Origin of the sequence: Streptomyces sp. NPDC096339 (assembly GCF_044762985.1) — a bacterium.
GTDB lineage: Bacteria > Actinomycetota > Actinomycetes > Streptomycetales > Streptomycetaceae > Streptomyces.
Genome location: NZ_JBIWFI010000026.1, coordinates 68340 through 89227, shown reverse-complemented (window position 1 = coordinate 89227; position 20888 = coordinate 68340). Strand labels below are relative to the sequence as shown.

The 20888-nt window shown below is 68.6% G+C and carries 30 protein-coding genes; 9 read left to right on the top strand and 21 right to left on the bottom strand.

Annotated features, from left to right (window positions below; all coding sequences use genetic code 11):
* Nucleotides 1–225: 225 nt before the first annotated feature.
* The 7 genes from ACIQ5Y_RS27715 to ACIQ5Y_RS27685 all read left to right on the top strand — a co-directional run bounded on the left by ACIQ5Y_RS27715 (nt 226) and on the right by ACIQ5Y_RS27685 (nt 3795).
* Nucleotides 226–456: a helix-turn-helix transcriptional regulator gene (locus ACIQ5Y_RS27715; protein ID WP_403886027.1), complete on the top strand. Its 231-nt coding sequence runs from the start codon at nt 226–228 to the stop codon at nt 454–456.
* A 603-nt stretch (nt 457–1059) separates the two neighbouring features.
* Nucleotides 1060–2310 carry a Twin-arginine translocation pathway signal gene (locus tag ACIQ5Y_RS27710; protein WP_403886024.1) on the top strand — a complete coding sequence of 417 codons (1251 nt, stop codon included), beginning with the start codon at nt 1060–1062 and terminating at the stop codon, nt 2308–2310.
* Nucleotide 2311: 1 nt separating this feature from the next.
* Nucleotides 2312–2626, top strand: coding sequence for a 4a-hydroxytetrahydrobiopterin dehydratase (locus ACIQ5Y_RS27705; RefSeq protein ID WP_403886021.1), 315 nt, complete (start codon nt 2312–2314; stop codon nt 2624–2626).
* A 20-nt stretch (nt 2627–2646) separates the two neighbouring features.
* On the top strand, nt 2647–2811 hold the full coding sequence (locus tag ACIQ5Y_RS27700; protein ID WP_403886018.1) for a hypothetical protein: 165 nt from the start codon (nt 2647–2649) through the stop codon (nt 2809–2811).
* Nucleotides 2812–2820: 9 nt separating this feature from the next.
* Nucleotides 2821–3051 (top strand): hypothetical protein, encoded by a 231-nt coding sequence (locus tag ACIQ5Y_RS27695; RefSeq protein ID WP_403886015.1) that lies wholly within the window; start codon nt 2821–2823, stop codon nt 3049–3051.
* A 172-nt stretch (nt 3052–3223) separates the two neighbouring features.
* Nucleotides 3224–3547 carry a DUF6233 domain-containing protein gene (locus ACIQ5Y_RS27690; RefSeq protein WP_403886012.1) on the top strand — a complete coding sequence of 108 codons (324 nt, stop codon included), beginning with the start codon at nt 3224–3226 and terminating at the stop codon, nt 3545–3547.
* Between the two features lie 23 nt (nt 3548–3570).
* Nucleotides 3571–3795 carry a hypothetical protein gene (locus ACIQ5Y_RS27685; RefSeq protein ID WP_403886010.1) on the top strand — a complete coding sequence of 75 codons (225 nt, stop codon included), beginning with the start codon at nt 3571–3573 and terminating at the stop codon, nt 3793–3795.
* Between the two features lie 188 nt (nt 3796–3983).
* Here ACIQ5Y_RS27685 and ACIQ5Y_RS27680 read toward each other — a convergent pair whose 3' ends face one another.
* A complete protein-coding gene (locus tag ACIQ5Y_RS27680; RefSeq protein WP_403886008.1) occupies nt 3984–4520 on the bottom strand; it encodes a hypothetical protein in 537 nt (178 codons plus the stop codon).
* Nucleotides 4521–4580: 60 nt separating this feature from the next.
* Between ACIQ5Y_RS27680 and ACIQ5Y_RS27675 the strand changes: the two genes are divergently transcribed.
* Nucleotides 4581–4724, top strand: a complete 144-nt coding sequence (locus ACIQ5Y_RS27675) for a hypothetical protein (protein ID WP_403886006.1) — start codon at nt 4581–4583, stop codon at nt 4722–4724.
* 18 nt (nt 4725–4742) lie between these two features.
* Here ACIQ5Y_RS27675 and ACIQ5Y_RS27670 read toward each other — a convergent pair whose 3' ends face one another.
* From ACIQ5Y_RS27670 to ACIQ5Y_RS27585, 18 genes are all read right to left on the bottom strand, one after another.
* Entirely contained in the window at nt 4743–5762 is a 1020-nt protein-coding gene (locus tag ACIQ5Y_RS27670; RefSeq protein ID WP_403886004.1) for an integrase, read from the bottom strand.
* Entirely contained in the window at nt 5759–6034 is a 276-nt protein-coding gene (locus tag ACIQ5Y_RS27665; protein WP_403886003.1) for a hypothetical protein, read from the bottom strand. The genes ACIQ5Y_RS27670 and ACIQ5Y_RS27665 overlap by 4 nt, the downstream gene beginning before the upstream one ends.
* Nucleotides 6031–6426 (bottom strand): hypothetical protein, encoded by a 396-nt coding sequence (locus tag ACIQ5Y_RS27660; RefSeq protein ID WP_403886000.1) that lies wholly within the window; start codon nt 6424–6426, stop codon nt 6031–6033. The genes ACIQ5Y_RS27665 and ACIQ5Y_RS27660 overlap by 4 nt, the downstream gene beginning before the upstream one ends.
* A gap of 118 nt (nt 6427–6544) precedes the next feature.
* The gene (locus ACIQ5Y_RS27655; protein WP_403885997.1) at nt 6545–6877 is read right to left on the bottom strand and encodes a hypothetical protein; all 333 of its coding nucleotides are present in this window, start codon (nt 6875–6877) and stop codon (nt 6545–6547) included.
* Nucleotides 6867–7301, bottom strand: coding sequence for a hypothetical protein (locus ACIQ5Y_RS27650; protein WP_403885994.1), 435 nt, complete (start codon nt 7299–7301; stop codon nt 6867–6869). The genes ACIQ5Y_RS27655 and ACIQ5Y_RS27650 overlap by 11 nt, the downstream gene beginning before the upstream one ends.
* Nucleotides 7301–7621: a hypothetical protein gene (locus ACIQ5Y_RS27645; RefSeq protein ID WP_403885991.1), complete on the bottom strand. Its 321-nt coding sequence runs from the start codon at nt 7619–7621 to the stop codon at nt 7301–7303. The genes ACIQ5Y_RS27650 and ACIQ5Y_RS27645 overlap by 1 nt, the downstream gene beginning before the upstream one ends.
* Nucleotides 7622–7624: 3 nt before the next feature.
* Nucleotides 7625–8476: a peptidoglycan-binding protein LysM gene (locus tag ACIQ5Y_RS27640; protein WP_403885988.1), complete on the bottom strand. Its 852-nt coding sequence runs from the start codon at nt 8474–8476 to the stop codon at nt 7625–7627.
* Nucleotides 8477–8525: 49 nt separating this feature from the next.
* The gene (locus ACIQ5Y_RS27635) at nt 8526–8678 is read right to left on the bottom strand and encodes a hypothetical protein (RefSeq protein ID WP_403885985.1); all 153 of its coding nucleotides are present in this window, start codon (nt 8676–8678) and stop codon (nt 8526–8528) included.
* Between the two features lie 9 nt (nt 8679–8687).
* Nucleotides 8688–9410 carry a hypothetical protein gene (locus ACIQ5Y_RS27630; protein ID WP_403885982.1) on the bottom strand — a complete coding sequence of 241 codons (723 nt, stop codon included), beginning with the start codon at nt 9408–9410 and terminating at the stop codon, nt 8688–8690.
* On the bottom strand, nt 9410–10486 hold the full coding sequence (locus ACIQ5Y_RS27625) for a hypothetical protein (protein WP_403885979.1): 1077 nt from the start codon (nt 10484–10486) through the stop codon (nt 9410–9412). The genes ACIQ5Y_RS27630 and ACIQ5Y_RS27625 overlap by 1 nt, the downstream gene beginning before the upstream one ends.
* A complete protein-coding gene (locus tag ACIQ5Y_RS27620) occupies nt 10487–11524 on the bottom strand; it encodes a hypothetical protein (protein ID WP_403885977.1) in 1038 nt (345 codons plus the stop codon). It abuts the gene before it with no gap.
* Between the two features lie 10 nt (nt 11525–11534).
* Nucleotides 11535–12377: a phage distal tail protein gene (locus ACIQ5Y_RS27615; RefSeq protein ID WP_403885974.1), complete on the bottom strand. Its 843-nt coding sequence runs from the start codon at nt 12375–12377 to the stop codon at nt 11535–11537.
* A gap of 13 nt (nt 12378–12390) precedes the next feature.
* A complete protein-coding gene (locus tag ACIQ5Y_RS27610) occupies nt 12391–16509 on the bottom strand; it encodes a hypothetical protein (protein WP_403885972.1) in 4119 nt (1372 codons plus the stop codon).
* Nucleotides 16510–16528: 19 nt separating this feature from the next.
* Nucleotides 16529–16822, bottom strand: coding sequence for a hypothetical protein (locus ACIQ5Y_RS27605; RefSeq protein WP_403885969.1), 294 nt, complete (start codon nt 16820–16822; stop codon nt 16529–16531).
* Nucleotides 16823–16944: 122 nt separating this feature from the next.
* Complete coding sequence (locus ACIQ5Y_RS27600) at nt 16945–17277, bottom strand: hypothetical protein (RefSeq protein WP_403885965.1); 333 nt, start codon at nt 17275–17277, stop codon at nt 16945–16947.
* A 92-nt stretch (nt 17278–17369) separates the two neighbouring features.
* Nucleotides 17370–17954 carry a phage tail protein gene (locus ACIQ5Y_RS27595; protein ID WP_403885962.1) on the bottom strand — a complete coding sequence of 195 codons (585 nt, stop codon included), beginning with the start codon at nt 17952–17954 and terminating at the stop codon, nt 17370–17372.
* Between the two features lie 74 nt (nt 17955–18028).
* A complete protein-coding gene (locus tag ACIQ5Y_RS27590; RefSeq protein ID WP_403885959.1) occupies nt 18029–18412 on the bottom strand; it encodes a hypothetical protein in 384 nt (127 codons plus the stop codon).
* A gap of 17 nt (nt 18413–18429) precedes the next feature.
* Nucleotides 18430–18756: an HK97 gp10 family phage protein gene (locus tag ACIQ5Y_RS27585; RefSeq protein WP_403885956.1), complete on the bottom strand. Its 327-nt coding sequence runs from the start codon at nt 18754–18756 to the stop codon at nt 18430–18432.
* 31 nt (nt 18757–18787) lie between these two features.
* Between ACIQ5Y_RS27585 and ACIQ5Y_RS27580 the strand changes: the two genes are divergently transcribed.
* Nucleotides 18788–19117 (top strand): DUF4429 domain-containing protein, encoded by a 330-nt coding sequence (locus tag ACIQ5Y_RS27580; protein WP_403885953.1) that lies wholly within the window; start codon nt 18788–18790, stop codon nt 19115–19117.
* Between the two features lie 351 nt (nt 19118–19468).
* On the opposite strand, the gene ACIQ5Y_RS27575 is transcribed toward ACIQ5Y_RS27580, so the two are convergent.
* Nucleotides 19469–19885, bottom strand: a complete 417-nt coding sequence (locus ACIQ5Y_RS27575) for a hypothetical protein (protein WP_403885950.1) — start codon at nt 19883–19885, stop codon at nt 19469–19471.
* 10 nt (nt 19886–19895) lie between these two features.
* Nucleotides 19896–20879, bottom strand: coding sequence for a glycosyltransferase family 4 protein (locus ACIQ5Y_RS27570; protein ID WP_403885947.1), 984 nt, complete (start codon nt 20877–20879; stop codon nt 19896–19898).
* Nucleotides 20880–20888: the final 9 nt, after the last annotated feature.

Genomic DNA, 20888 nt, shown 5'->3' with positions numbered 1-20888 from the left:
GACCCGCGGCTGAAGGGTCTTCAGGTGTGTCGTCTCCACTTGACCGAGCCCTGGATGCCGGAAGCAAGTCCCGTTTGCCCACTCGTAGAGCGCTAGCAGGTCTGCGGGGTTCATTGCGTATCTCCTGACTTGCCCGGGTGCTAGATGGCCAGCTGGCCGCCTTGATCACAAAAAGCGGGATGTATCCCGCAGACAAAACGATCTTGATGTTTGAGTGTTCAAGGGGTGCAACCTGCTACACCGCCATGGATCCTGCAAGCCCGCATCGAACTGGGTAACCGGATCCGCGACGCCCGCATGGCGGCAGACCTCACGCAGGAGAAGCTCGCCGAGCTGGCCGGGGTCGACCGGACAACCCTGCAGAACACCGAGGCCGGCAAGACCGATCCCAAGTTCAGCCAGCTCCTCCGCCTCGCGCGTGCACTCCGCCTCCCCGTGAGGGACCTCATGCCGTGACTGCACGCCTGGTTTCGGCCAAACGACCGGTTCTAGTTTGCATGTCATATGCCAGTTTCAACAGAGTGTAAGCAGATATATGCACGCGGGTACTTCACACCCCGTGCGAACCCGGTACAACTGCCCCACGGATGCGCCGTATTCCGATTTGAAACATCGAACGGGCGTCCGAAAGATTTGCTCGGTGAAGCCACCCGGGCGTGTCCCTACTGGCTGGTTCCCGCCTCTCCCTCCGCCGCCGCGGTGGGAGAGGCGGGGGTCTAGGGGGCGTGGCCTGTGCAGGCCCGCGGGAACCAGCGGATCCTCAGGTCGGCGATGTGCGCGTGGCGCTCGCCCAAGTCGACGGCCGGCCCGCTGCCAAGGTGGATACCGCAGTACACGCACGCCGTCCCGCGGACCTGCTGCTCGGACAGCTCGGATAGAGACGGCAACTGGTCCAGCCGTTGCGCTTCCATGATCCCTCGCGGTTCTTCGGCAGTTGGTGGCGGTGTACATGGATGATGTCCAGGCACGCAGAACGGCGAATAGGCCATCGCGTGGCCACGCGTGGCCACGTTGCGGCCACGGCCCAAGGTGACCGCAATGAGCCCTCAGACTTCCCCCATGAGCCACCGCAATGACGCGCTACGGGCCGCACGACTGCGGGCCGGCTGGCGCACCATGGATGTCGCCGCGGAGGCCCTCCAGGCTCACGGCCAGCGACTCCTCGACGACCCGCACTTCACCGTGTCCGCGCGCACCTGGCGGCGCTGGGAAGGCCGGGCCGACGACAGGCGTTGGCCGCCCGAAGAGACCGCGACCGTGCTGCATGACGCGCTCGGCCGGTGGCCTGAAGACCTCGGATTCCCGGCGCCCGCCGGATGGATCCGTCCTGAGGCGCACCAAGAGGAAGACGTGAAGCGACGCGCTTTCGTATCCGTGACCGCAGCCGCGCTGATGCCCGGCCCAACAACCAGCCAGTACGTAGACCCCGCGCTCATCGACTACTTCCAGCAGCAGTTGGAGGGCCACTACCGCGCTGACATGCTGCTCGGGCCGCACGACCTGATCGGCACGGTCAGCGCCCAGTATCAGCTCATCGACAAGCTGATCCGGTCGGCGCAAGGCGAGACCCGCCGCGGCCTGCTTCGCGTGGGCGCCGCCTACGCGGCCCTGGTGGGCTGGCTGTACCAGGACGCTGGCGACATGGGGGCCGCGGCTTTCTGGCGGGGGATAACGCAGGAGATCGCGGCCCGCTCAAGAGACCCGCACCTGATCGGCTACTCCCTCGTGAACCTGGCCCAGGTGCGAACGGACCTCGGCGACGGGCACGGCGTCATCGACCTTTGCGAGGCCGCCCTCGACGACGACCGCATCTTCCCGAAGGTGCGGATCATGGCCATGCAGCAGCAGGCCCACGGGGCGAGCCTGACCGGGGACCGGACGGCGGTGGACCGGCTCATCGACACGGCGGACGGACTCCTCGCCCGCGTCGACGACGACCTGCCGTGGGGCAACGCGTGCCGGCGGACGCCCGGCTACCTGGAGGTGCAGCGGGCCACCTGCTACGGCCGTCTCGGTCTCGGCCGGGAGGCCGTCGACCTGTGGGGGCAGGTTCTTGCCGCAGTGCCCGGTACGGCCCGCCGGGACCGCGGCGTCTACCTCGCCCGGCACGCCACCGCCGCAGCCTCCGCGCGGGAGCCGGACCGCGCGGTCGAGATCGCCCGCGAGGCGGCGACGATCGCGGCTGAGACCCGCTCGGCCCGGATGCTCCGCGAACTGGCCACCCTGGAGCGGGCGATGAGGCCATGGCAGGATGCGCCCGTAGGCCGGGACCTCACGGAGATCCTGGCGCCGGTGACCGAGGGGGTATGACATGGGTGTGCCGCGACCTATGACGCACGAGGAGATCGCCGAGCACCTGGCGGGCCTGCCAGGCTGGGAGCAGGACGGCGACTCGATCACCCGGACCTACCCCATCCGCTACCACGCCGCTGTCGCCGCCATCGTGACGATCGCCGACCGATCCCGGCGGATCCAGCATCACGCCGACCTCGACCTGCGGATCGACCACCTGCGGGCGTCGATCACCACGCACGACGCGGGCAACCGACTGACCGCGGCCGACTTCGATCTCGCCCGTCGCATCGACGAGATCGTGGCCGCGCATCAGGCCCTACCGCTGGACTGATAGTCGATATCCTGTGCGACATGTCCCCCACCCCTGCCGACCGCGGTCCAACGCGCTCCCTCGCGGAGATCGACGCCGCGATTCGTGTCGTCGTCCTCGCAGGTCGGGCTGGGTCGGAGGAGTACGCCGCGCTGCTGGTGGAGCGGGCGGAGTCGCTGCGCATCGAGGTCCAGCAGGCGGCTTAAGATCGCGCGGTGGCTATCGAACCCCCTGACGAATTGATCGAGCTTCAACGTGCTTCGGATGCGGCGCATGAGGCTGTGCGCGCCAACGCTTCCCCGGCGGCGTGGGCTGCTTGGCGGGAGCGTGCGGGCGAGGCGCAGGCCGCGGTGACCGAGTACGCGAAGGAGATCGGCGAGCCCCGACATCAGGTCGAGGCGGCAGTCAAGAAGGCCGTCCGGCATCCGGCGCCGCCCGAGGCCTGACATGCCTCCGCCCCGCCGGGCGCTGTCCCCTCGTGGGGTCCGGTGGGGCGGGATCGCGCAGCACCCGCAGCCCGCGGGCAATCACGTTGATGTGACGTGTCCACGCTAGACCCAGCCACTGACAACAGGGCCGCACCCTGGCGGTAGACTCGAACATGTGTCCGATCCATCCGTGCCTCGTCTCGACCTGCTTCGCTTCCTGGAGAAGGTGCAGGTGCGCGACCTGGAACGGACCCGCGGCTGGATCGCCGACGAGGAGAAGCGCCTGGCTGAGCTCGACGCCCGCCTGCCACCCGCCCCGCTGCCGGAGTGGGAGCTGGAGATCGACCTCGGCCGGCGGCCCGTCCGTGTCCACGTCGGCGGTTGCGGCATGGGCGGTAAGGGGCTGCGGAGCCGAGCGATCAGCCGTGAGGATGCGCTCCGGCTCCTTGGTGTCGACCGGCTGGAGAGCTGCCCGTACTGCCGGTCAGCTGCCGAGCTCGGCGTGCTGGACTGACTGCAGAAGCGCAGGCTGGAGGCATGCCGGATCAGACGGAGATCGTCGTCCATCCCGTGTCGCCGAAGGGCGGCCGGAAGGTCACCGCGCACGTCCACGGCGTGGACGCCGATCTCGGCCGCGCCTTCACGCCGCTCGACGTGAGCGAGTTCCTGCGGCGGGCCGGCCTCGAGGACGTCGACCTGTCCGAGGACGGGCCGATCCGCTGGGAGGGTGGCGGCCCCGAGGTCTGGACGGCTGACATCTGACCTGGGCGCGCGACGACCCTCCCGTGGGGAGGACCGGGAGGGGCGCCGGCCCGGGATGGTCCGGTGGATGCACCGTAGACCCGCAGGCCAGGGTGACGGTAGGCATATGACAGGGGAAGTTCCAGAAACGAAGAAACCCCCACCCGGAGGTGGGGGCTGTTGCGACGCCGCTGCTGCACCGACGGACGTCAGCCGCCGAACACAGCCTCGAGGGTGCGGGCCATCGCCGCGTCGAAGCCAGGCGCCAGGTTGTCTGTCCGCAGGTGCCCGGTCTTGTCCGTACCGAAGTAGGCGTCGATGTGGGCGACGGGAGCACCGTCTTCCAGTGCCGCCGTCATGGCGGCCTGCCGTAGGTCGTGCATGCTGACGTGCAGGCGGGCCTGCTCCGTCTTCTCGGTGAAGACCCGGCGCATCATGTCGCCGTGCCGCTGATGGAAGCCGAACAGTAGGGGCTCGTCGGGCTCTGCGTCCTGTCCATCCAGGTACGTGTCGAGGGAAGTGGCGGCCGACGGGGCGATACAGATGCGACGGTTGCCGTCCACCGTGACACGGGGCTCAGGGCCCGGCTCGTAGTCGGCGACTGTGAGGCGACTGACCTCGCCAGGCCGGAGGCCGACGAGCAGCATCAGCGCCACGCCAGCGTGCAGCATCGGGTCGTGCTGCACGCTGGGGAGTACGGCGCGGGCGACCGGGATGGACAGGGGCAGACGGTCGACTAGGGGCACGTTTCCTCCTTCAACGGCGGGACCCCAGTGTGGCAGCGGGAGAGCGGGCACACTCTGCTCATGCCCGACAGCGACTCCCCCGTGATTTGTTCCGAGTGCGACCGCGAGGTGTGCGGCCTGTGCGGCGCTTGCCCGTGCGACGAGCAGGACCTCTGGGTCTGCCGCACCCGCTACGAGCACTGGCGGTACGGCGCCAACGCATAACGTTCCCTTAAGTCCTGGTCAGAGCCCGATGTCGTCGCTGGCAGCGTCGACCCATCGATCGGCTTCCTGGATGTACCCCCAGAACACGGGGCTGTTGGCGGCGTGGCCGCTCTGGGCACGAATCTTCTCTTCGCGCTTCCCGGCCTTGCGGGAGGTGGTGATGAACCCGGCTCGCATGCTGTGTCCGGTGAGGCGGACCGCAACGCCAGCACGTTCGGCACTGCGGGAGATGATTTCTTGGCATCCAGATGGGGTGAGTCCGTCGGCGCCGAGGTGCCCGTGGACGCTGACGGGCCGGAAGGCTGGCCCGCTGGTGAGTCCGGCGGCAGCCTTCCAGGTGAGCCAGGCGCGGACCGGGCAGGTGTCGGGGTTCTTGCCGTAGGCGACGACGACGTCCCGCGGTGGCCGCTGCTTCACTGAGGGGACGTGTACGTCGAGTCCTTCGCTTACGAGCTGGATGCCGTCGGCGCGGAGGGCGGAGACTTCGGCGGACCGGCCGGCGATCCCGAAGGCCATGAGCCAGAGCGCACGGTCGCGGAGTCCGGCGAGGCCTGCCGGGGCGGCGGCGTACATCTGCTGGAGCTGGGCGGGTGTGGCGGCGGGGGCTTTGCCGCGCCCGCGGGCGATTCGGTCGGGGTCGAGCTTTAGGGGCTTGAGTGCCTTCCGTGCGGCGACGGTTGCTTCCTTGGGGACTTCGACGCCGTGCTCCTTGCGTGCGGTGACGGTGACCCCGGTGATCCGCCGGTCGATGCTGGCTGGCGCCGCGAGCTTGATGGTGTCGAGCCAGACGACGAAGCCGACGAGCATGCCCTTGGTGACGTGGGTCGAGGCGACGCGATGGCCGGTGCGTTCGCCAAGCCAGTCGTTGAACTCCTCCCAGAGCGCCCAGTCGTTGGCGTAGCCACGCTTGGTGTTGTGGGGGCGGATGGCGTCGAGGTGTTCCTCGGCTGCTTGTTCCATGGCGGCGAGGACGGCGAGGGTCGCCGGGTCGTAGACGGCCGGGGTGGCGGCGGGCTGGATCGGGACGAGGTCGGTCACGCCGCTTCCTCCTCGACCACGCCGAAGATGGCGGTGATCTGGCGCCGCTCGGAGCAGGGGAACTGTCCGGATCCACAGGCGCAGCCGGTGTACACCTTCCAAAGCAGCTCGCCGGTCGCGGTGTCCTTGGCCACCCCATCGGTGCACCAGTCGAGCTTGGGTCGGTGCCAGCGGAGGGCGAGGCGGGCGACGGCCTTCAACTGGTCGACGCCGTCCGGTCGCTTCTCCGCCCGCTCGATGAGGTCCGGCAGCGGGTCGTAGGGCTCGGTCATACAGACCCGTCCAGGTCCTGACGTAGGACGTCGATGACGGTCGCCTTCGCCACGTTCGCCGGGAGGCGCTGTTCCCAGGCGTCCAGCCTGCGTTGTACGCGTTCGACCGCGCGGTGGTCGGCTGCCAGCAGGTTGGCTGCCCGCTCTGCCTTCCGCAGCCTCTCGCGGAGCTGGTCGTTCTCTTCGTTCTGCGCCTTCACGGCATCGGCTGCCCAATCCAACTGCATCGCGAGCCCGAGGAGCGTTCCCCGCTGGTCGCGGGTTGCCGGGTCGTCGAGCTGGTCGTGGATCTCGGTGAGTTTTTCGGACGCGTAGCGGATCTTGCCTTCGGTGCTCCGCTCGCTCAGTACGACGGGGGCGATGCCCGCTCCGTCGGCAGGGTTCTGAGGCATGCTCAATTGTACCAATTTTGGACAGCGATATGGCATCTTATCGAGGCTCAACTCCGCTGCTAGGAACAGCAAAACACCCCCACCGCCGTGGCGGTGGGGGCTGCTCGCACTCCAGTTCTCACACGTCGATGTGGTGGAGGTAGTCGCGGACGCGCTCCGGGATCGGCGGCGCGGCAGGCGGCTCCATGCCGGCCTTGCGGATGTACGAGACGAGGGACCTGACACGCAGCACGAGGTAGTTGAGGGCCTCCGCCTGATCGCCGACCAGCTTTCGCTGGTCTTCCATCTCGTCCTTCAGGTCGTCGATCCGCTCGTTCAGCGCGTCCTTCACCGTGGTGAAGTCGTCGCGGTTCTCCTGCCGCCTCGTGCGCCGAGCGGCTCGGCCGACGAAGGCAGCGGCGACGGTGGTGGCCGTGCCCGCGCCGACCTGCACCCAGGTGTCAACGTTCATAGGGGGCTTCCGCTCTCTTCTGGCGGGGCGGCTCGGGCCACCCCGCAACGACCATGACCGGGACGGTGATGACCGTCCAGATCGCCGCGGCCACCCAGCCTCTGGGGTAGTCCCCTAGTAGCCAGGTGGTCAGATACGAGGCCATCCAAGGCACCACGATGAGTACCAGGCCTACGAATCCGGCAGCGTCACGGCCCGGCGGAGCCCATGCGCACACCACTGCTATTGCTCCTGCTGTGATCCAGCCCCACGCCCAGGTGTCCAGTGGGATGAGGCGGAGGGCAAGCCCGAGGCCTCGCTGGTCCGGTTGCGGGGTGACGAGCTGTCCGTAGCCGTACAGGATCCAGACGAGGCCGTAGCAGGTGAGGATGACGCCGCGGCGGCCGAGTCGGCGCCTGAGGCGCTTGGCCGCGCGGCACTGCATCACACGCTCCGCGGCTGGGACGCCGTGACGAGGCTGTCCTGGGCCTTGCCGGAGACGCCGGCGGGCTTCCAGAGGCCGAAGTGGGCGAGGACGCCGGTGGCGAAGCTGACGGCAGCGAGGATGGCGGCGGTGCCGAGGTCGAAGCCGGGGCCCGGGTTGGCTACCTCGACGAGGAGCCCGTTCGCCGTGGACAGCGCGAGCAGCAGGACGGCCTTGGTGCCTGCGGACGTGACGCGGGTCGTGACGAGCCCGACCAGGACCGGCAGGACGACGGAGATAAGGAGGCCAAGCCAGTAGGCGCGGTCGAGGGAGACGGTCATGGGTCAGCTCACCTTCGGAGTGGTCGTGGTCTTGTCGTGGACGGTGACGTCGACGTCGACGGTGCCTGCGGCGAGGGCGTCGGTGACAGCCTTCTTGACGGCTGCGCCGACGGCGGCGACGTCGAGGTCGTGGTCGGCGGCGACGAGCTTGACGAGGCTGGCGACCGTGGCCTGCTGGGCGGCGAGGTCGTTCTTGAGGCCCCACAGCATCGCGTTGAGCTGGCCGAACCAGGCCTCTGCGGCAGCGTCCATGGTGAATCCCTCCGGGGTAGGCGTTACGGTTCCGGCCGCGAGTAGAGCGGCCCTGTCGATGGCTCCCGGATCCCAGTGATCGTTTCCGGGGACGTTGCTGTGGCCGTAGTGGCCGCCACGGGTCTGCCAGATCGTCAGAGGGCGAGGCGAGTCATCGCTGTACGACTGGGCCAGTCGACCGGCCGGCCACTCGTCCGGCACGCCCCACGAGCGGATCGCCCGGAGCAGGGCGGCAAAGTTCTTGCCCGGCTTCCAGTAGCTGGTGAACGGGGTGCCCGCCTTGGCCATGACCTCGATCTGGATGCAGACGCGGCCGGTCCTGTTGGTGCGGACAGTCCCTGCGTTGACCAAGGCCTTCGCCGACTGGTTGAGGGGTCCGAACTGGCCGAGCTGGTCCGTGCGCGGGTCGTACAGGATGTGCGGCTCGTAGTTCTCGGACATGAGGTAGTCGGCTGTGCCGTGGAACGCGGCGCTGCTGCCGGAGCTGCCTTCGGTGGTGTGCCAGACGACGCGCGGCGGCAGGTTGGGGGTGTCCATGGCGCCGGCTCCCGCGATGACGCCGTCGCCGAGGCGTTCGGCCTCGGGGATCCAGATCTCGCCCATGCTGGGCCTTTCATGAGGGAGCCCCCGGCGGTGGGCTCGGGGGCTGGGGTCAGGTGGCGATGGTGGCGCCGCCGCCAGGGTCCGGGTTCTCGGGTGGATCCGGGATAGGCGGCAGGTCGGGAGGGTTCTGCTCACTGATCGGCAGAGGGAGCTCGACGACGATGTCGCGGGCGCCGGGTGGCATGTCGGGCGGTGTGCCCACGGCGGTCTCCTAGGCCTGGATCTGGGAGGCGGTGATGATCTCGCAGCGAACGTTGCCGGTGCCGGAGGCCATGCGGCCCTGGACGCGGAGGTCAACCGCGTCGAGTTGGGCGCCGGGGAGGGCGAAGGGGCCGATCGTCGTGGTGGTCACGCTGAACGACGTGCTCGTCGTGGAACCGCTGACTGTGGTCCCGTTGGCCGTTATCCGCACCTGGCCCGTCGCGGCAGCGACGTCATTGGTGTGCGCGAGGATGACGTAGCACATGGCCTGCTGCTTCTTGATCGTCGTCTGGTAGATGTCGACGAAGGAGCCGCTGTTCGTCCCCGCCCAGTCGTTGTACCAGGACCGTGCGAAAGGCACCGGGATGTATGGCAGGGCCAGGCCGCCAGCGGCCACCGGGTCATCGGCGACGACAGCCACGCCTTGCCGGTCGTACAGCGTCCACGCCTGCCGGTCCGTACCCGTCACCGATGGCTGCGCGGCCACCGACGCTACGAGCGACCCGTCCTCGCGGTAGATGCGGACGCCTTCCTGGGTCGACCCGTCGACGTGCGTGTCGGGCAGGGCGCCGGTCTCCAGGATCAGCGTGCCGGTCGACGTGTAGACGCGCAGGTTCCCCGTGCGCTCGGAACGCCTCGAGGCGATGAACTCCGACAGATCACGCCGCAGTTCGCGGACGGTCCGCCACAGGTCCGACGGGGACGGCGGCAGTAGGTCGGCGGGGTTCGGCATCAGTCCTCCAGCAGGATCGGTGCAACCTCGTCGCCGCTGATGTCGAGGTCCCAGCCGTAGGCGCGGCCCGTTGTGGTGATGCCGAGCGGGTGGCGGAGGCTGCGGCCTGGGGCGATCTCGACGCCGATGGTGTCGCCGAGCGTCCAGTCCGTGCCCAGCCGCGGCGCCGCCGACGCGGCTGCTTTCACCGTCCACGAGCGGGCGCCAGCCTGCAGCAGCGACAGTGTCTGGGTGGCGTGGGCGTTGAGTTGGTCGAGGTCGGAGATGCCGGTGCCGGGGCTGTAGCGGTGCACCCAGCGGGGCCAGCCGGCGGCGATCAGGGCGCTGGCGGTCTGCACGTCGGACTGCAGCCGCACGTCGCCCTCACCGTCCCCGGAGGCTTGGACGACCGTGGCCCCTTTGCCTTGCTCGTAGGACTCGGTGAGCTGGTAGGCGGAGATGCAGCCCGGCATGTCGAAGATGGCCTGAGGGGTGGTGGTCGTCCCGATCGTCGGCCGGATCCGCATGACCAGTGCGAAAGCCGTGTGGGCGGCGTCAGCCCAGACGACGTCGATCGTCCACTCTGGCGCGCCCTCCATCGCGGTGATCGTCTGGATCGACGAGAGGATGGTCTTGTCGTCGGTGTCGACGCTGACGTAGTCGATGGTCAGGCCGCTCGCCGTCGCATCGAACGTGAGCGGGAGTCCGTCGGTGATGATCGGTGCGGCCAGGTCGGCGATGACCGTCGAGGCGTCCGCGGTGGTGCTGTACGAGCCTGGGTAGCGACGGTCCAGGTAGCCCTCGGGGCTACCGATCCCCAGCTGAACGCTGGTCGCCGACCCACCGGCCCGGGTGAGAGTGATGCCCGCCCACAGCGGCGTGTTCGTGAGCGTGTCGACGGCAACCAGCAGCGTCCGCCCAGGATCGGTGGCGGTCTCCCACTCGCTCGGAGCGCCGGACAGGGCCAGGTCCAGGCTTGCGCTCGTCGCCGCACCCAGACGGCGAGACAGGCTCTGCGCGGTGACTGCGGCCAGTTCCTCCGAGATCCGGCCCGTGTGCAGGTCGCAGCCGTACCATGCCAGCTCCAGCGCAGGCACCTAGGCCGCCTCGTAGGCGAGCTGGAAGGTCATCAGGCTGCCGCTGCCCCAGGTGTAGCTGAGGCTGCCCGGGGACTGGTAGCCGAGGTCGGATTGCCGGACGGCGTACAGGATGGTCGTCGTCCCAGCCGACACTGTGACCGGCGCCAAGGGTTTGAAGGGATTCGCGCCGTCGAAGAAGTAGCCGTGACCCTGCCACACGATGTCGGCTGCCGTGACGGCCGTGACCGGCAACGTCGCCGTCACGTTGCTGCTATTGATCGTGCTGCCGGTGCCCCACTTCAGGACGCCCGTCGCGGTGATCATGTTGCCGACGCGTGTCCACCGCCCCTTGGACACCGACGAGCCCATCGTGGCCAGTCCCCCGCCCCACGTCGGCGTGTACGCGGCCCAGTCACCCTGCGCCTGCCAGGCGGAGCCGCTCCAGAACTCCAGCACGCCGCGGACTGTGTTGTACCGGGCCTGCCCGGCGTACAGGCCGGCGAGAGCGATGTCCGCGGCGGAGGTCACAGGCAGGATGCCGCCCGGGGCCACCGTGACCTGCCGGGCCGTCGTCGATACCGTCGCCGCCGCCGTACCGCCTCCGGCCACGGAGGGGACGGTGATGGTGGCCAGCACCGTGTAGATCTCCGTGGCGCCCGGCGACGGAGCGACCGGTGAACCGGACGGCGTGCCCGCCAGGTACACCGTGTCGGCCTTGGTCAGGCCGCTGGAGTCGACCGCGTTGTCCCAGACGCGGGCGTACACGAGGTCGATCCGGGTCAGGGTGGCGTGCGCTGCCGAGAGCGTTCCGGGGGATGTTGCGGCGAGTTGGAAGCGGTAGCTGCCCTGCCCAGAGCGGGTGGCGATACCCACGCCTGCGGAGACATTGACAGTCGTGCCGGCGAGAGACACCGCGAGCCCAGGATCGCCAGGGCGCACGCCTCCTCGTCCCATCGCCGCCGTGGACGTCGCCATCGTCAGTTGGCTGTCCATCTTGCGCAGCTCGGTCTCGTCGTAGGACAGACCGGGCAGCCACAGCGGATCGGTCGCAACCATCAGCGTCTCCTTACATCCAGGCGCTGCGGCAGGTGCCGGTCAGCAGGGCGGCGGGGTCGTAGGCGGAGGCGGTCCAACGCACGGACAGGGAGCTGCCGGGGGCTATCTCTGGCCAGTAGGGCTGGGCAGAGATGAAGGGGCGGCGACTCACAGTGCCGTTGAGGATGACCGAGTGCGCCGCTGTGTCGATGACAAGGGTGTCGCCGGCGCCGAGGGACTCGGAGTAGGCGAGCTGAGAGATCGAGCCGTCGGGGCGTGTGGCCGTGATGACCGGCAGCGCGGCTGGCCCGGTCAGGGTGAACGTCGGCCTGGTGGCGATCGTCCCGGCGTTGGTGAGCGTGAATCCGCCGCCGGTCGAGGTGGTGCTGATGGTGATCGGCATCGTGATCGGGAGAGTCAGGCCGCCCGTCACCGAGGGGAGGCCGGTCGACTGGGACTGCAGGGTGGTGGAGTACCGGCGCGGATCCGCCGCGGTCACCAGGGCGCTGTAGGTGGCGCTGTACTCGTTGACCAGTTCGATCAGCAGTTCGCCCGAGCGTCGGACGGTCGCCTGCTTGGGGATGGCCTCCGCTACGGAGAGGGTGGTGTCGGTCAGCGAGTCCGCGGCGATCAGTTGCTCGATCGCCGCGTCCCGCGCACTAGTGCTGGGCGCCGAGAGAAGGCCTTCGACGGTGATGGGCCTGCTGTCCAGGTAGACCGGTGACGCCCAGCCGCCGTGATCCGACTGCCGGGGTTGGTAGCCGGCCCGCACGCCTGCGGAGTGCCAACCCTTCAGGTTGGTGACGGTCCATTGCACACCAGCCGAGTCGGTATTGCTGAGTTGCAGCGTGCCCAGGGTGATGGCGACGGCCACCGTGCCTCCTTTCTCAGCCGTAGAAGGCCAGGCGCCGCTGCAGGTCGGCGGCCTGCTCGGCGGTGGTCATGCGGGAGCCGTCGAGGACAATCTGGTACGAGCGTTGGTCCGAGGTGCCGCCCCTTCCCGTGGCTGCGGTCAGACGGTCGAACTGGGCGGTGGTCAGGACCGGCTCGGGCCTGCCGGTGCCGTTGTAGGCCAGGTTCATTCCCGGCTGGAGATAGCCCCCCGTGTCATAGGTTCCGATGGCGGGGGCGAATCCGTACCAGTCGTTGAAGAGGCTGTTGTTGTAGCCGCGGGCGCGACTGCCGACGATGACGCCGTCGCCGCCTCTCGACTCGACATTCATTCCCGCGAGGGTGCCGGCGGTGTGGCCCACCCCGGCGTTTGTGATGCCGACCATGAAGGGCGATCGAAGATTGCGTCGCCAGCCAGCCGGGGCCGCGTCCCCCTGGAAGGAGAACGTGGACCACAGGCGACCGAGTGGGGACTGGCCGAGGATGACCTTTTGGATGCCGGACATGAAGCCGGAGCAGTCCCAGGATGGATTGCCTGCGCCGCCCCACTGGTAGGGCTTGCCGGCCTGGGAGCGCGCGAAGCCCATCGCCGCGGCGACGGACCCCGACGCGGTGCCGCCTCCGATGAGGCTCTCCGCAGCCGAAATAACCTTGTCCTTCAGCTTGCGAAGCAAGGTCAGCGGCAACTGACTCAGGGCCTGCGCGAACTGGTTACCGGTCAACTTCTCGCTGATCTTGTCGCGCAGGACCTTGGTTGCAAGGTCCCAGCCCTTACCGGGGTTCGACATGAAGTCGAAGGCTGTCATTACAGCCCCGCCGATCTGCTGCGCCTTGTCCGACAGCCAGTCGACGACGCCCCCCTCGGCGAACCGCGGGACGCCGACGGCGCCACCGGACGCGAAGGTTGAACCGCTCTGGAGGGCTCGCTGCCGCAGAGATTCCACGACCGAGTGGCCACCGGCCGCCTGCACCTCGCGTGCCGTCCAGACGTGTTCGCCGTTGGAGAGCAGGGCCGGGATCGAGTCTGACGTCGCGGTGCCTGCACCGAAGACGGAGCCGCCCGAGGCGAATTTCAACTTCTCAAGCTGTCCGAGTCCGGCAATCCTCGCGATCGTGTTCCAGACCGGCACAATACCGCCGTTGTAGACCGTGTCGACCACAAACTGGACCGGCCTGCGGGTGATGTCGACGAGCTGGTCCCAGACCGTCTTGATGCCGTCTTTGGCGAGGGCGAAAGCGTCCTTGACCAGGCCTACCGCTGAGCGGATCCGGTCGAACGGGGGCTTGATTCCGTTCTCGTAGAGCCATGTGGCCTTCTCCGCGATCCACCCGAAGAACGGCTTGACGTAGGACTCCCAGAACTCCCGGAACGCCACGCCCACCGATCGCGTAGCCGACTTGATGCCCTCCCAGGCCGGGCTGAGGTAGTCGCGCCACAGCGCGACCGCCGCGTCTCCGATCGAGGTGAAGACTGGACGGAGGACCGTCTGCCACAGCCAGACTGCAACGTCTGCGATCCCGCGGAAGGCGGGTGCGAAGACTTCCTCCCACAGCCACATCACGACTGCGGCGAGCGCCTTGAAGATCAGCACCAAGGGCGTGATCACGACCACGACAAGGACGGCGAAGAGGACGCGCGCCGCCAGCCAGATCCCCTCGAACGCGGGTTGGATCGCGTTCGTCCAGAGCCACATGGCCACAGATCCGAGGAACTGCAGAGCGGCCCAGATCCCGGCGAGGATGGGCTGCAGGATCGACCACACGTACTGGGCGCCGGCCTGGATGGCTTCCCAGACAGAGTTGACGATGCCCCGGAACCAGCCCCAGTGCTCGTAGGCGTAGATGACGGCCGCGACCAGCGCGATGATCCCGATGATGATCAGGACGAAGACGTTGGCGTTCATCACGGCGTTGAAAATGATCAGCGCGAGCGTCCACAGCCTCGTGGCAACCCAGGCGGCGTACATCAGCTGGATCAGCCACGGCAAGGTCTCCGCGATGGAGGCTATCGCCGAGAAGACTGCCCCCAGGGTCTGGAGTATCGGGCCGGACAGCGGTGAGGCGGCACGGGCAACCTCGAAGAGACCGGAACCGATGTCACCCAGGGCCTTGGCCAGGATCGGCGCCTGCGAGGAGGAGTAGGCCAGGAACCGTTCGAACGAGTCGGAGCCCTTGAGGCCGGTAGCCCACTGCGCCCAACGGCCCGTGATCTCCTGCATGCGCTGCGAGATGGAGTCCATGTGCGGCAGGAAGGCGTCCACGATCCCGGCGAGTGTCTTGAAGACGTTGCCGAAGGCGACACCCAGCCCTACCGTCGCCGGAACGACCGACTTGGCGAGGTCATCTCGGAAGGACTGCCACCACGGTGACCTGAAGCCCGCCGACACCTTGTCCTGCAGGATCCCGATCGCCTCGGCGGCGCCCAGCACGAACGGAGTCAGACCCGGAAGGGAGTTCTTGACGCCCTCGAGCGCGCGCGTGAACAGGGGCATCACGGCCGGCTGCAGGGACTCCGACCAGGCCTTGAACGCGGTCCGCAGGGACTGGAACGCGTCGAATGTGCCCCGCGCGCTGGGGCTCAGCTTGTCCAGCGCGGCCTGGTAGTTGGCCTGTGCGATGGCAGCCTGATCGACGCCCCCGGCCGCCGAAGCGGACGCGGAGGCTATGCCGCGCTGAGCGGACGCGATGGAGTCTGCGGCCTGCGCCGAAACGCGGGCGACGTTTGCCTGGGCCTTCACCACGGCTTCCTGAGCGTCGGCCACGCCGCGGCTCCGGTCGGCGACCGTCTGCTGGGTGTCCGACAGCCGATCCTGCGCGCGGCGGACCGTGTCGGAGCCCTCCACCCCAGCCGCAGCCGCGGTCGTCGACTCTTCCCCGAGCCTCTTCGTTTCGACGGTCTGCTGCTTCAAGCGCTGGGTTGCCTGGTCCACGGCAAGTGCAGCCCGCTGCTTTTCCAGCAGGGTGGCCTTCGGGTCGGCCTCCACCTCACGCCGTCGCTGTTGGGCCTCCGCCAGGGACAGTTCCGCCTCTCGGACGGACAGTTGGGCGTCGGCGTAGCGGCTGGACAGATCCTCGAGCTGTTGTGCCGCCTCCTTGCGTGCCGACACCAGGTCCAGCTGGGCCTGACGGGCGTTCTTCTGAGCGTCGGCAAGCTGCCGCTCGGCGTCGCCCACCCCGCGGGCGGCCTGACGAACCTGGTCGTGCGCCGAGGCGATCTGAGAGGCGGCGTTGCGCTGCGCGGAGGCCAATGCCTGCTGGGCTCCGGCCATCTGCAGGGCCCGCGAGGATGCCTGCGCACCGGCCTGGCCTCCGCGCTGGGACGCCGCAGTGGCTGCCTCCTGCGCTGCCTTCTGAGCCTGCAGGGCGCCGGCGATGTTGATGAACGCGGGGGCTGCGACAGCGGCGAGTGCGCCGACACCTGCGGCGGACGCCACAGCGGCTGACCCGATCGCGCCGATACCGGCCGCCAGAACCGGGATGGCAGGCAGGACGGCAAGTCCACCGATCGCAACCGTCAGCTGGAGAATCGCGGACAGCGCCCCGGACGTGTCGACGTCAATTCGTGCCCGCTTGCCGTCGACCGCGTCGATCTCCGCGTGGACGAGGGCGAGCTGGGCGCGAGCCGCTGCGGTGTCGGCCCGTACCTGGACGTTGGGGTGCCGGGCACCGAGCCTCTCCAGCTCGGCCTCGATCAGGCGGATCTCGGCCTTGGCCTCTGCCGCGTCGATGTCGATGCCGACCCGCTTGCCGGCCAGGGTCTCCATGCGGACCCTTAGCGCCTGTAGGTCCGCGTCGGCTTCACTGGTGTCGGCGTCGATCTGAAGCTTCGGCAGGCTGCGGAACGCTGCCTCGAGCTTGGTCTTCAGGCTGCGCGAGAAGGCGCCGCCGGCCTCGTCGCCCTGCCTGGCTGCCGAGGGGCGGGCGGCACGGCCACCGTTTTCGATGGCGTCCCGGACTGCGGGGACGATGCGGACCGTGAGCCTCTGGCCGATGACTCGACCCATGTCCTCGCCCACCTGCGTGGCAGCGGGCACGAGTGCGGAGTTCAGGCGTGTGTAGATCCCCTGTGTGTTGGGGACGACGTCGACCTCAACCGACCCTACGGAAATCGCCACAGGAGCCTCCTCCCGCGCGTCAGGCCGCGCCTCCGTTGATCAGCTCGAAGAGCTTGCGGGCGCCCGTCTCGGTGAGAACGGGCTTGGCCCTTCGGGGCCTTGCACCAGGTCTCGCAATGGGCTCGGGGGGAGCCGGGCGCTTGGCCTTGCTGTCGGTGTTCGCGCAGATCAGGACGTATTCGACGCGACGGAGAGCGTCGATGGCCGAAGCCAGCAGGAGCTCGGACTGTGACCAGCGTCCCTGCTCGGGCTTGCCCTGGTCGGCTTGCTCGTCGAGCTCTTCGTCCGGCATGGCGTTACGCAGGGCCGTCATCGTCGCCGACTCCGGCGGCAGGCCTTGGATCAGAACCCGGAGCCGCCGGGAGGACATGTTTCCGCGGTGGTAGGTCTCGAGCTGGTCAGCATCGCGTGGGTAGTAGCGTGCGAGGTCGGCCTCTAGCGCTTCCGCGTGCGCCTCGATGATGCCGTGGGTCCACTGGACTTTCCCACCGGTTCGCCGGAGGCCTCCCCGGCATCGGCGACGAATGCGCCGACCTCGTCGTTCGAGGGGTCGAGGTCGAGGTAGAGGTCATAGGAGTCAGGGCTGAGGACCCGCTCCATGAAGGCGTCGATGTCGCCGCTGCGGAGCATGCGCATGGTGCTCTGCTTCCACGCGCCGGACGGCACGACCTCCAGCGCCTTGCCGCAGAGTTCGGCAGCGACGTAGTGGCCGGAAGCCTCGATTTCCTGGGCCTCGGCGGGGGTCACTTCGGGGTGGGTCTGGGTCATGGCGCGGTCCTTTCATGCGGGCGCGGTCGATGGATGGTGCAGGCGGGCAGGCCGGGACCGCGCCAGGTGTCGGCCTGCCCGCCGTATCGGGGTCAGGACCCGGTGTAGGCGGGCGTGGCCGGGACCATGTCCGCGTGGTAGACCGTGTTGCCGGCGGCGTCCGGGTAGGCCGTGATGGTCCACTCGAAGCCCGCCATCTGGTCCTGCTTGTGGGTGACGTCGGAGCGGTCGCTGATCTCCCCTTCGGGGACGTAGAAGCCTCGCGAGGTGTCGCCGTCGAAGATCGCGAACCAGAAGGCGCGGCGGTCCGGGGTCGGGGAGGCCGTCTCCGCGAAGCTGGTGAGGCCCGCGACCGGGGTGAGACCGGCGACGGGGATGCGGTACTGCAGCGACTGGACCGTGGTGCGGGAGGTCTCCCACGCGGTGAGCTTGAACGTGCGCAGCGACTTGGTGATCTGGGTACGGATCGGGGAGGTCAGGCCCCACGGGGTGAACTCCTGGCTGTCCTCGTCGAAGCCCTGGACGAGACCGTCGTCGGAGATGCAGCCGAGCGGCTTCCATGCCGCGGCCGGCTGAGTCAGAGGGGTGGCGGGGGCGGCGGTACCGAGGTCCGCGACCCAGCCGCCGCCATTGGCGCCGATCTGGGTGAGGTCCGCGGCACGGGTGATGTTGACCATGAAGGGTCTCCTACATGCGAAGACCCCGCCTGCGGACGGGGTCGGGACAGGGGCCGGCGCGGTCCCTCAACCGGTCATGAGGCCGGATGGCTGTACAGCTGGTAGGTGGCTCCGACTCGGCGGAGACCGGTGTTCTCGTAGGGGCGCGCGCCTGGCGCGGTGACAGTCTGGACACGCCCGACGACGGCGCCCCCCGTGGTGGAGCCGGGTAGCTGCGTCAGCAGCAGGCCACGGATCTGGAGGGACAGTGCGATCGATGCGCTCCGCGTTGCGGTGTACACGTCGATGTCAATGCACGCCCGGTCGATCCGAAATCCGTCGTCGTCACCCGCCGCTACCCGCTCGACCTGGACGGTGGGAAGTTCGCTCAGGAGGTTGCTGTCGAGCTCGTCCCGGACGACGACGCCCGACCCGAGCTGGGCCTGCAGCCACTGAATGACCAGCAGTTCGACGTCCACGGATCCGACGGCCGCCATCAGAGTTCGCCTGCTTGCGCCGCACGAAGCAGTACGTGGTGAGCTGGCACCTTCTCCGTGCCGTACTCCACCCACCGCGCGTAGTAGACGCTGTTTCCGACGGTGGCCGTCGCGCGGTCTCGTCTGCGCCCTCCGCGGTCGGTGGACGTGACGAAGAAGGACTCCTTGTAGTTTCCGGCGTGCGGGTCAGAAGGACCGCCTGCCGGTGCGATGCTCTCTGCGACGGCCTTGATGACTTCCGCTCGGCGGACCATCTCGCCGAGGATCATCGGCGAGCGGAGCAGCTGACCGACGCCTTTCCGGGACATTTTGAAGCGCGCGGCCATACCCTCAGCTCCTCACCACTTTGGGGGTCGTATGGATGTCAAGGGCGTGCTCGGGCAGATCAGTTTCGACGGAGAGTGGATCACCATCACGAAGACGCCTGTCGGGCCCAAGCCAGCGCCGATCCGGATCCGCGCCGCAGACGTCACGGCCAGTCGGTACAAGCCCGGCAGCCGTCTCTTCCACGGCTATGTGCAGTTCGTCCTGCCCAACAGCGCTCCGGCGCCGGAGAAAGCGACGGGGTCGGGGAGCGGCGGCCGACCGCCCTACGAGGATCCGTACAGCCTGTCCATTCCGCGCCGGAGCAACGAAGCCGCGGTGAAGCTCATCGCGGCCGTCGAGCAAGCCCGCCCTATCCGGTGACCCTGTCCGCCGCAAACTGGACAGGGCCGGCAAGGCCGGTGAAGGCATTCCGACCCCAGTCGCCAGGCTCACCCGTGACGTCGCAAACTTCGCCCCGGATCCGTACCTGATCCGTCGTCTTCCAGTCGGATCCAGGCGGGGCGTAGACGGTGTACCCGACGATGACTGTGTCTCTGGCCTGCTGCTGGTCGCCGCCCACCTGAGGAGTCTCCGCCCGCGGTGCGACTACGCAGCCTGCGACCGGCGTCTCCGATAGCGGCCCGGGGATCGGCTGCCCGCGTGGGTCACGTCCTGGTGACACCCCGCGGCGCAAGCGCACCACGGTCTCCCCGTAGGGGTACGGGGCGGGCACTACACCCACCCCCAGCCAGGCTCGTAGGACAGCCCAGTCCCGTAGCCGTCGTCGACAGGCCATGTCGGCGACGGGTCGGCGGTCTCCGGTGTGGGGTCGACCGTGAAGGCGCCGCCGCGACCGGCCAGCGACTTCAGGGCCGCTTTGTCGGCCTTGGTCAAATACAGGCCGCCGCTGCCCGTCGGACGCTGGACCGACATCGGGCCGATCGTCTCGTAGGACACCTGCTGCGGATTGACGTAGGCACGGCCAGCCACGGACAGGACAACCGCGGTGGCCTCGTCGGGCAGCGGCTTGACCACTGACTGCCCCAGTGCGACCGCCTGCTCGATGAGGAGGTCAGCGCGATCGCCGTCGATCTCAGGCAGGCCCAGGTACAACCCCAGCTGCTCGGCCGTCGGAGGGACGAAGGTCATCACTGCCTCCTTAGGCCAGGGCCTCCACGGCATCGCACCACGCGGCAAGGTCCGCCGCCGGATCGAGCTCCGCGGACCGGGCCTTGGCCCGCTTCGAGACGAGGCCGTACTCGGTCCGCGAGGTGAGGAGCTTGCGGATGGCCATCTCGTACCCGTCCGCGTCGTGCAGGTCGATGAAGACGCCTGCCTCGCCCAGCGACTCGCACAGCCCCGGGGTGGGGTGGGCTATGACCGGGATTCCTGAGGCCATGGCTTCGACGCCGGCACGCCCCCATGACTCGTAGGACGACGGCATCAACAGGATCTTCGTCTTGGCATAGACGGCGTCCCGCATCTCATGGCCACACATGTGGTCGATGACCTCGACGTTCGGCAGGTCGGGAACGAGTTGCTCGCCATACGCGCCGACGACCGCCAGGAACTGCACGTCCGCCATCCGGCGGGCGAGCTTCTCGAAGAGCGCCCCACCCTTCTCCAGGTTCAGGTTGACGAGCGTCACCTTGGAACCTGGCTTGGTCCGGTACTCGTCGGCGAAGACGGGCGGCCGGACGATCACCTCACTCGTGGGCCGGACACCCTTGGGGTACTCGGCGAAGAAGAGTTCGGCCTCGCGCTGCATCCAGTGGGAGTTGTAGACGGCGAGTTCTGCGCCCTGCGCCATCTCCCTGAAGCTCTGCAGGTGCGTGTTGTGGCAGACAACCGCGAGAGGCTTGCCGTGCCCGCGGGCCAGCGCCCCGGCCGAGGGGACGTTCTCCAGGTGGGAGACGACGACATCGGCCTGGCGGATCGCGGTGCCCGCGTCCAGGCGGGATTGGAGCGGAACGACTTTGACGCCGTCGAGCTCGTAGTCCTGATTGTCCGCCGTGTAGCGGGATAGCCACACGGACACGTCGTGGCCGCGGTCGACGAGGGCCCGCAGCATGGAGTGGACCATCCACTCGGCGCCGGCGTTGTGGCGCGGCGGGTAGCCGTGCAGCCGGGCGACGATCCGCATCGGCGCCCG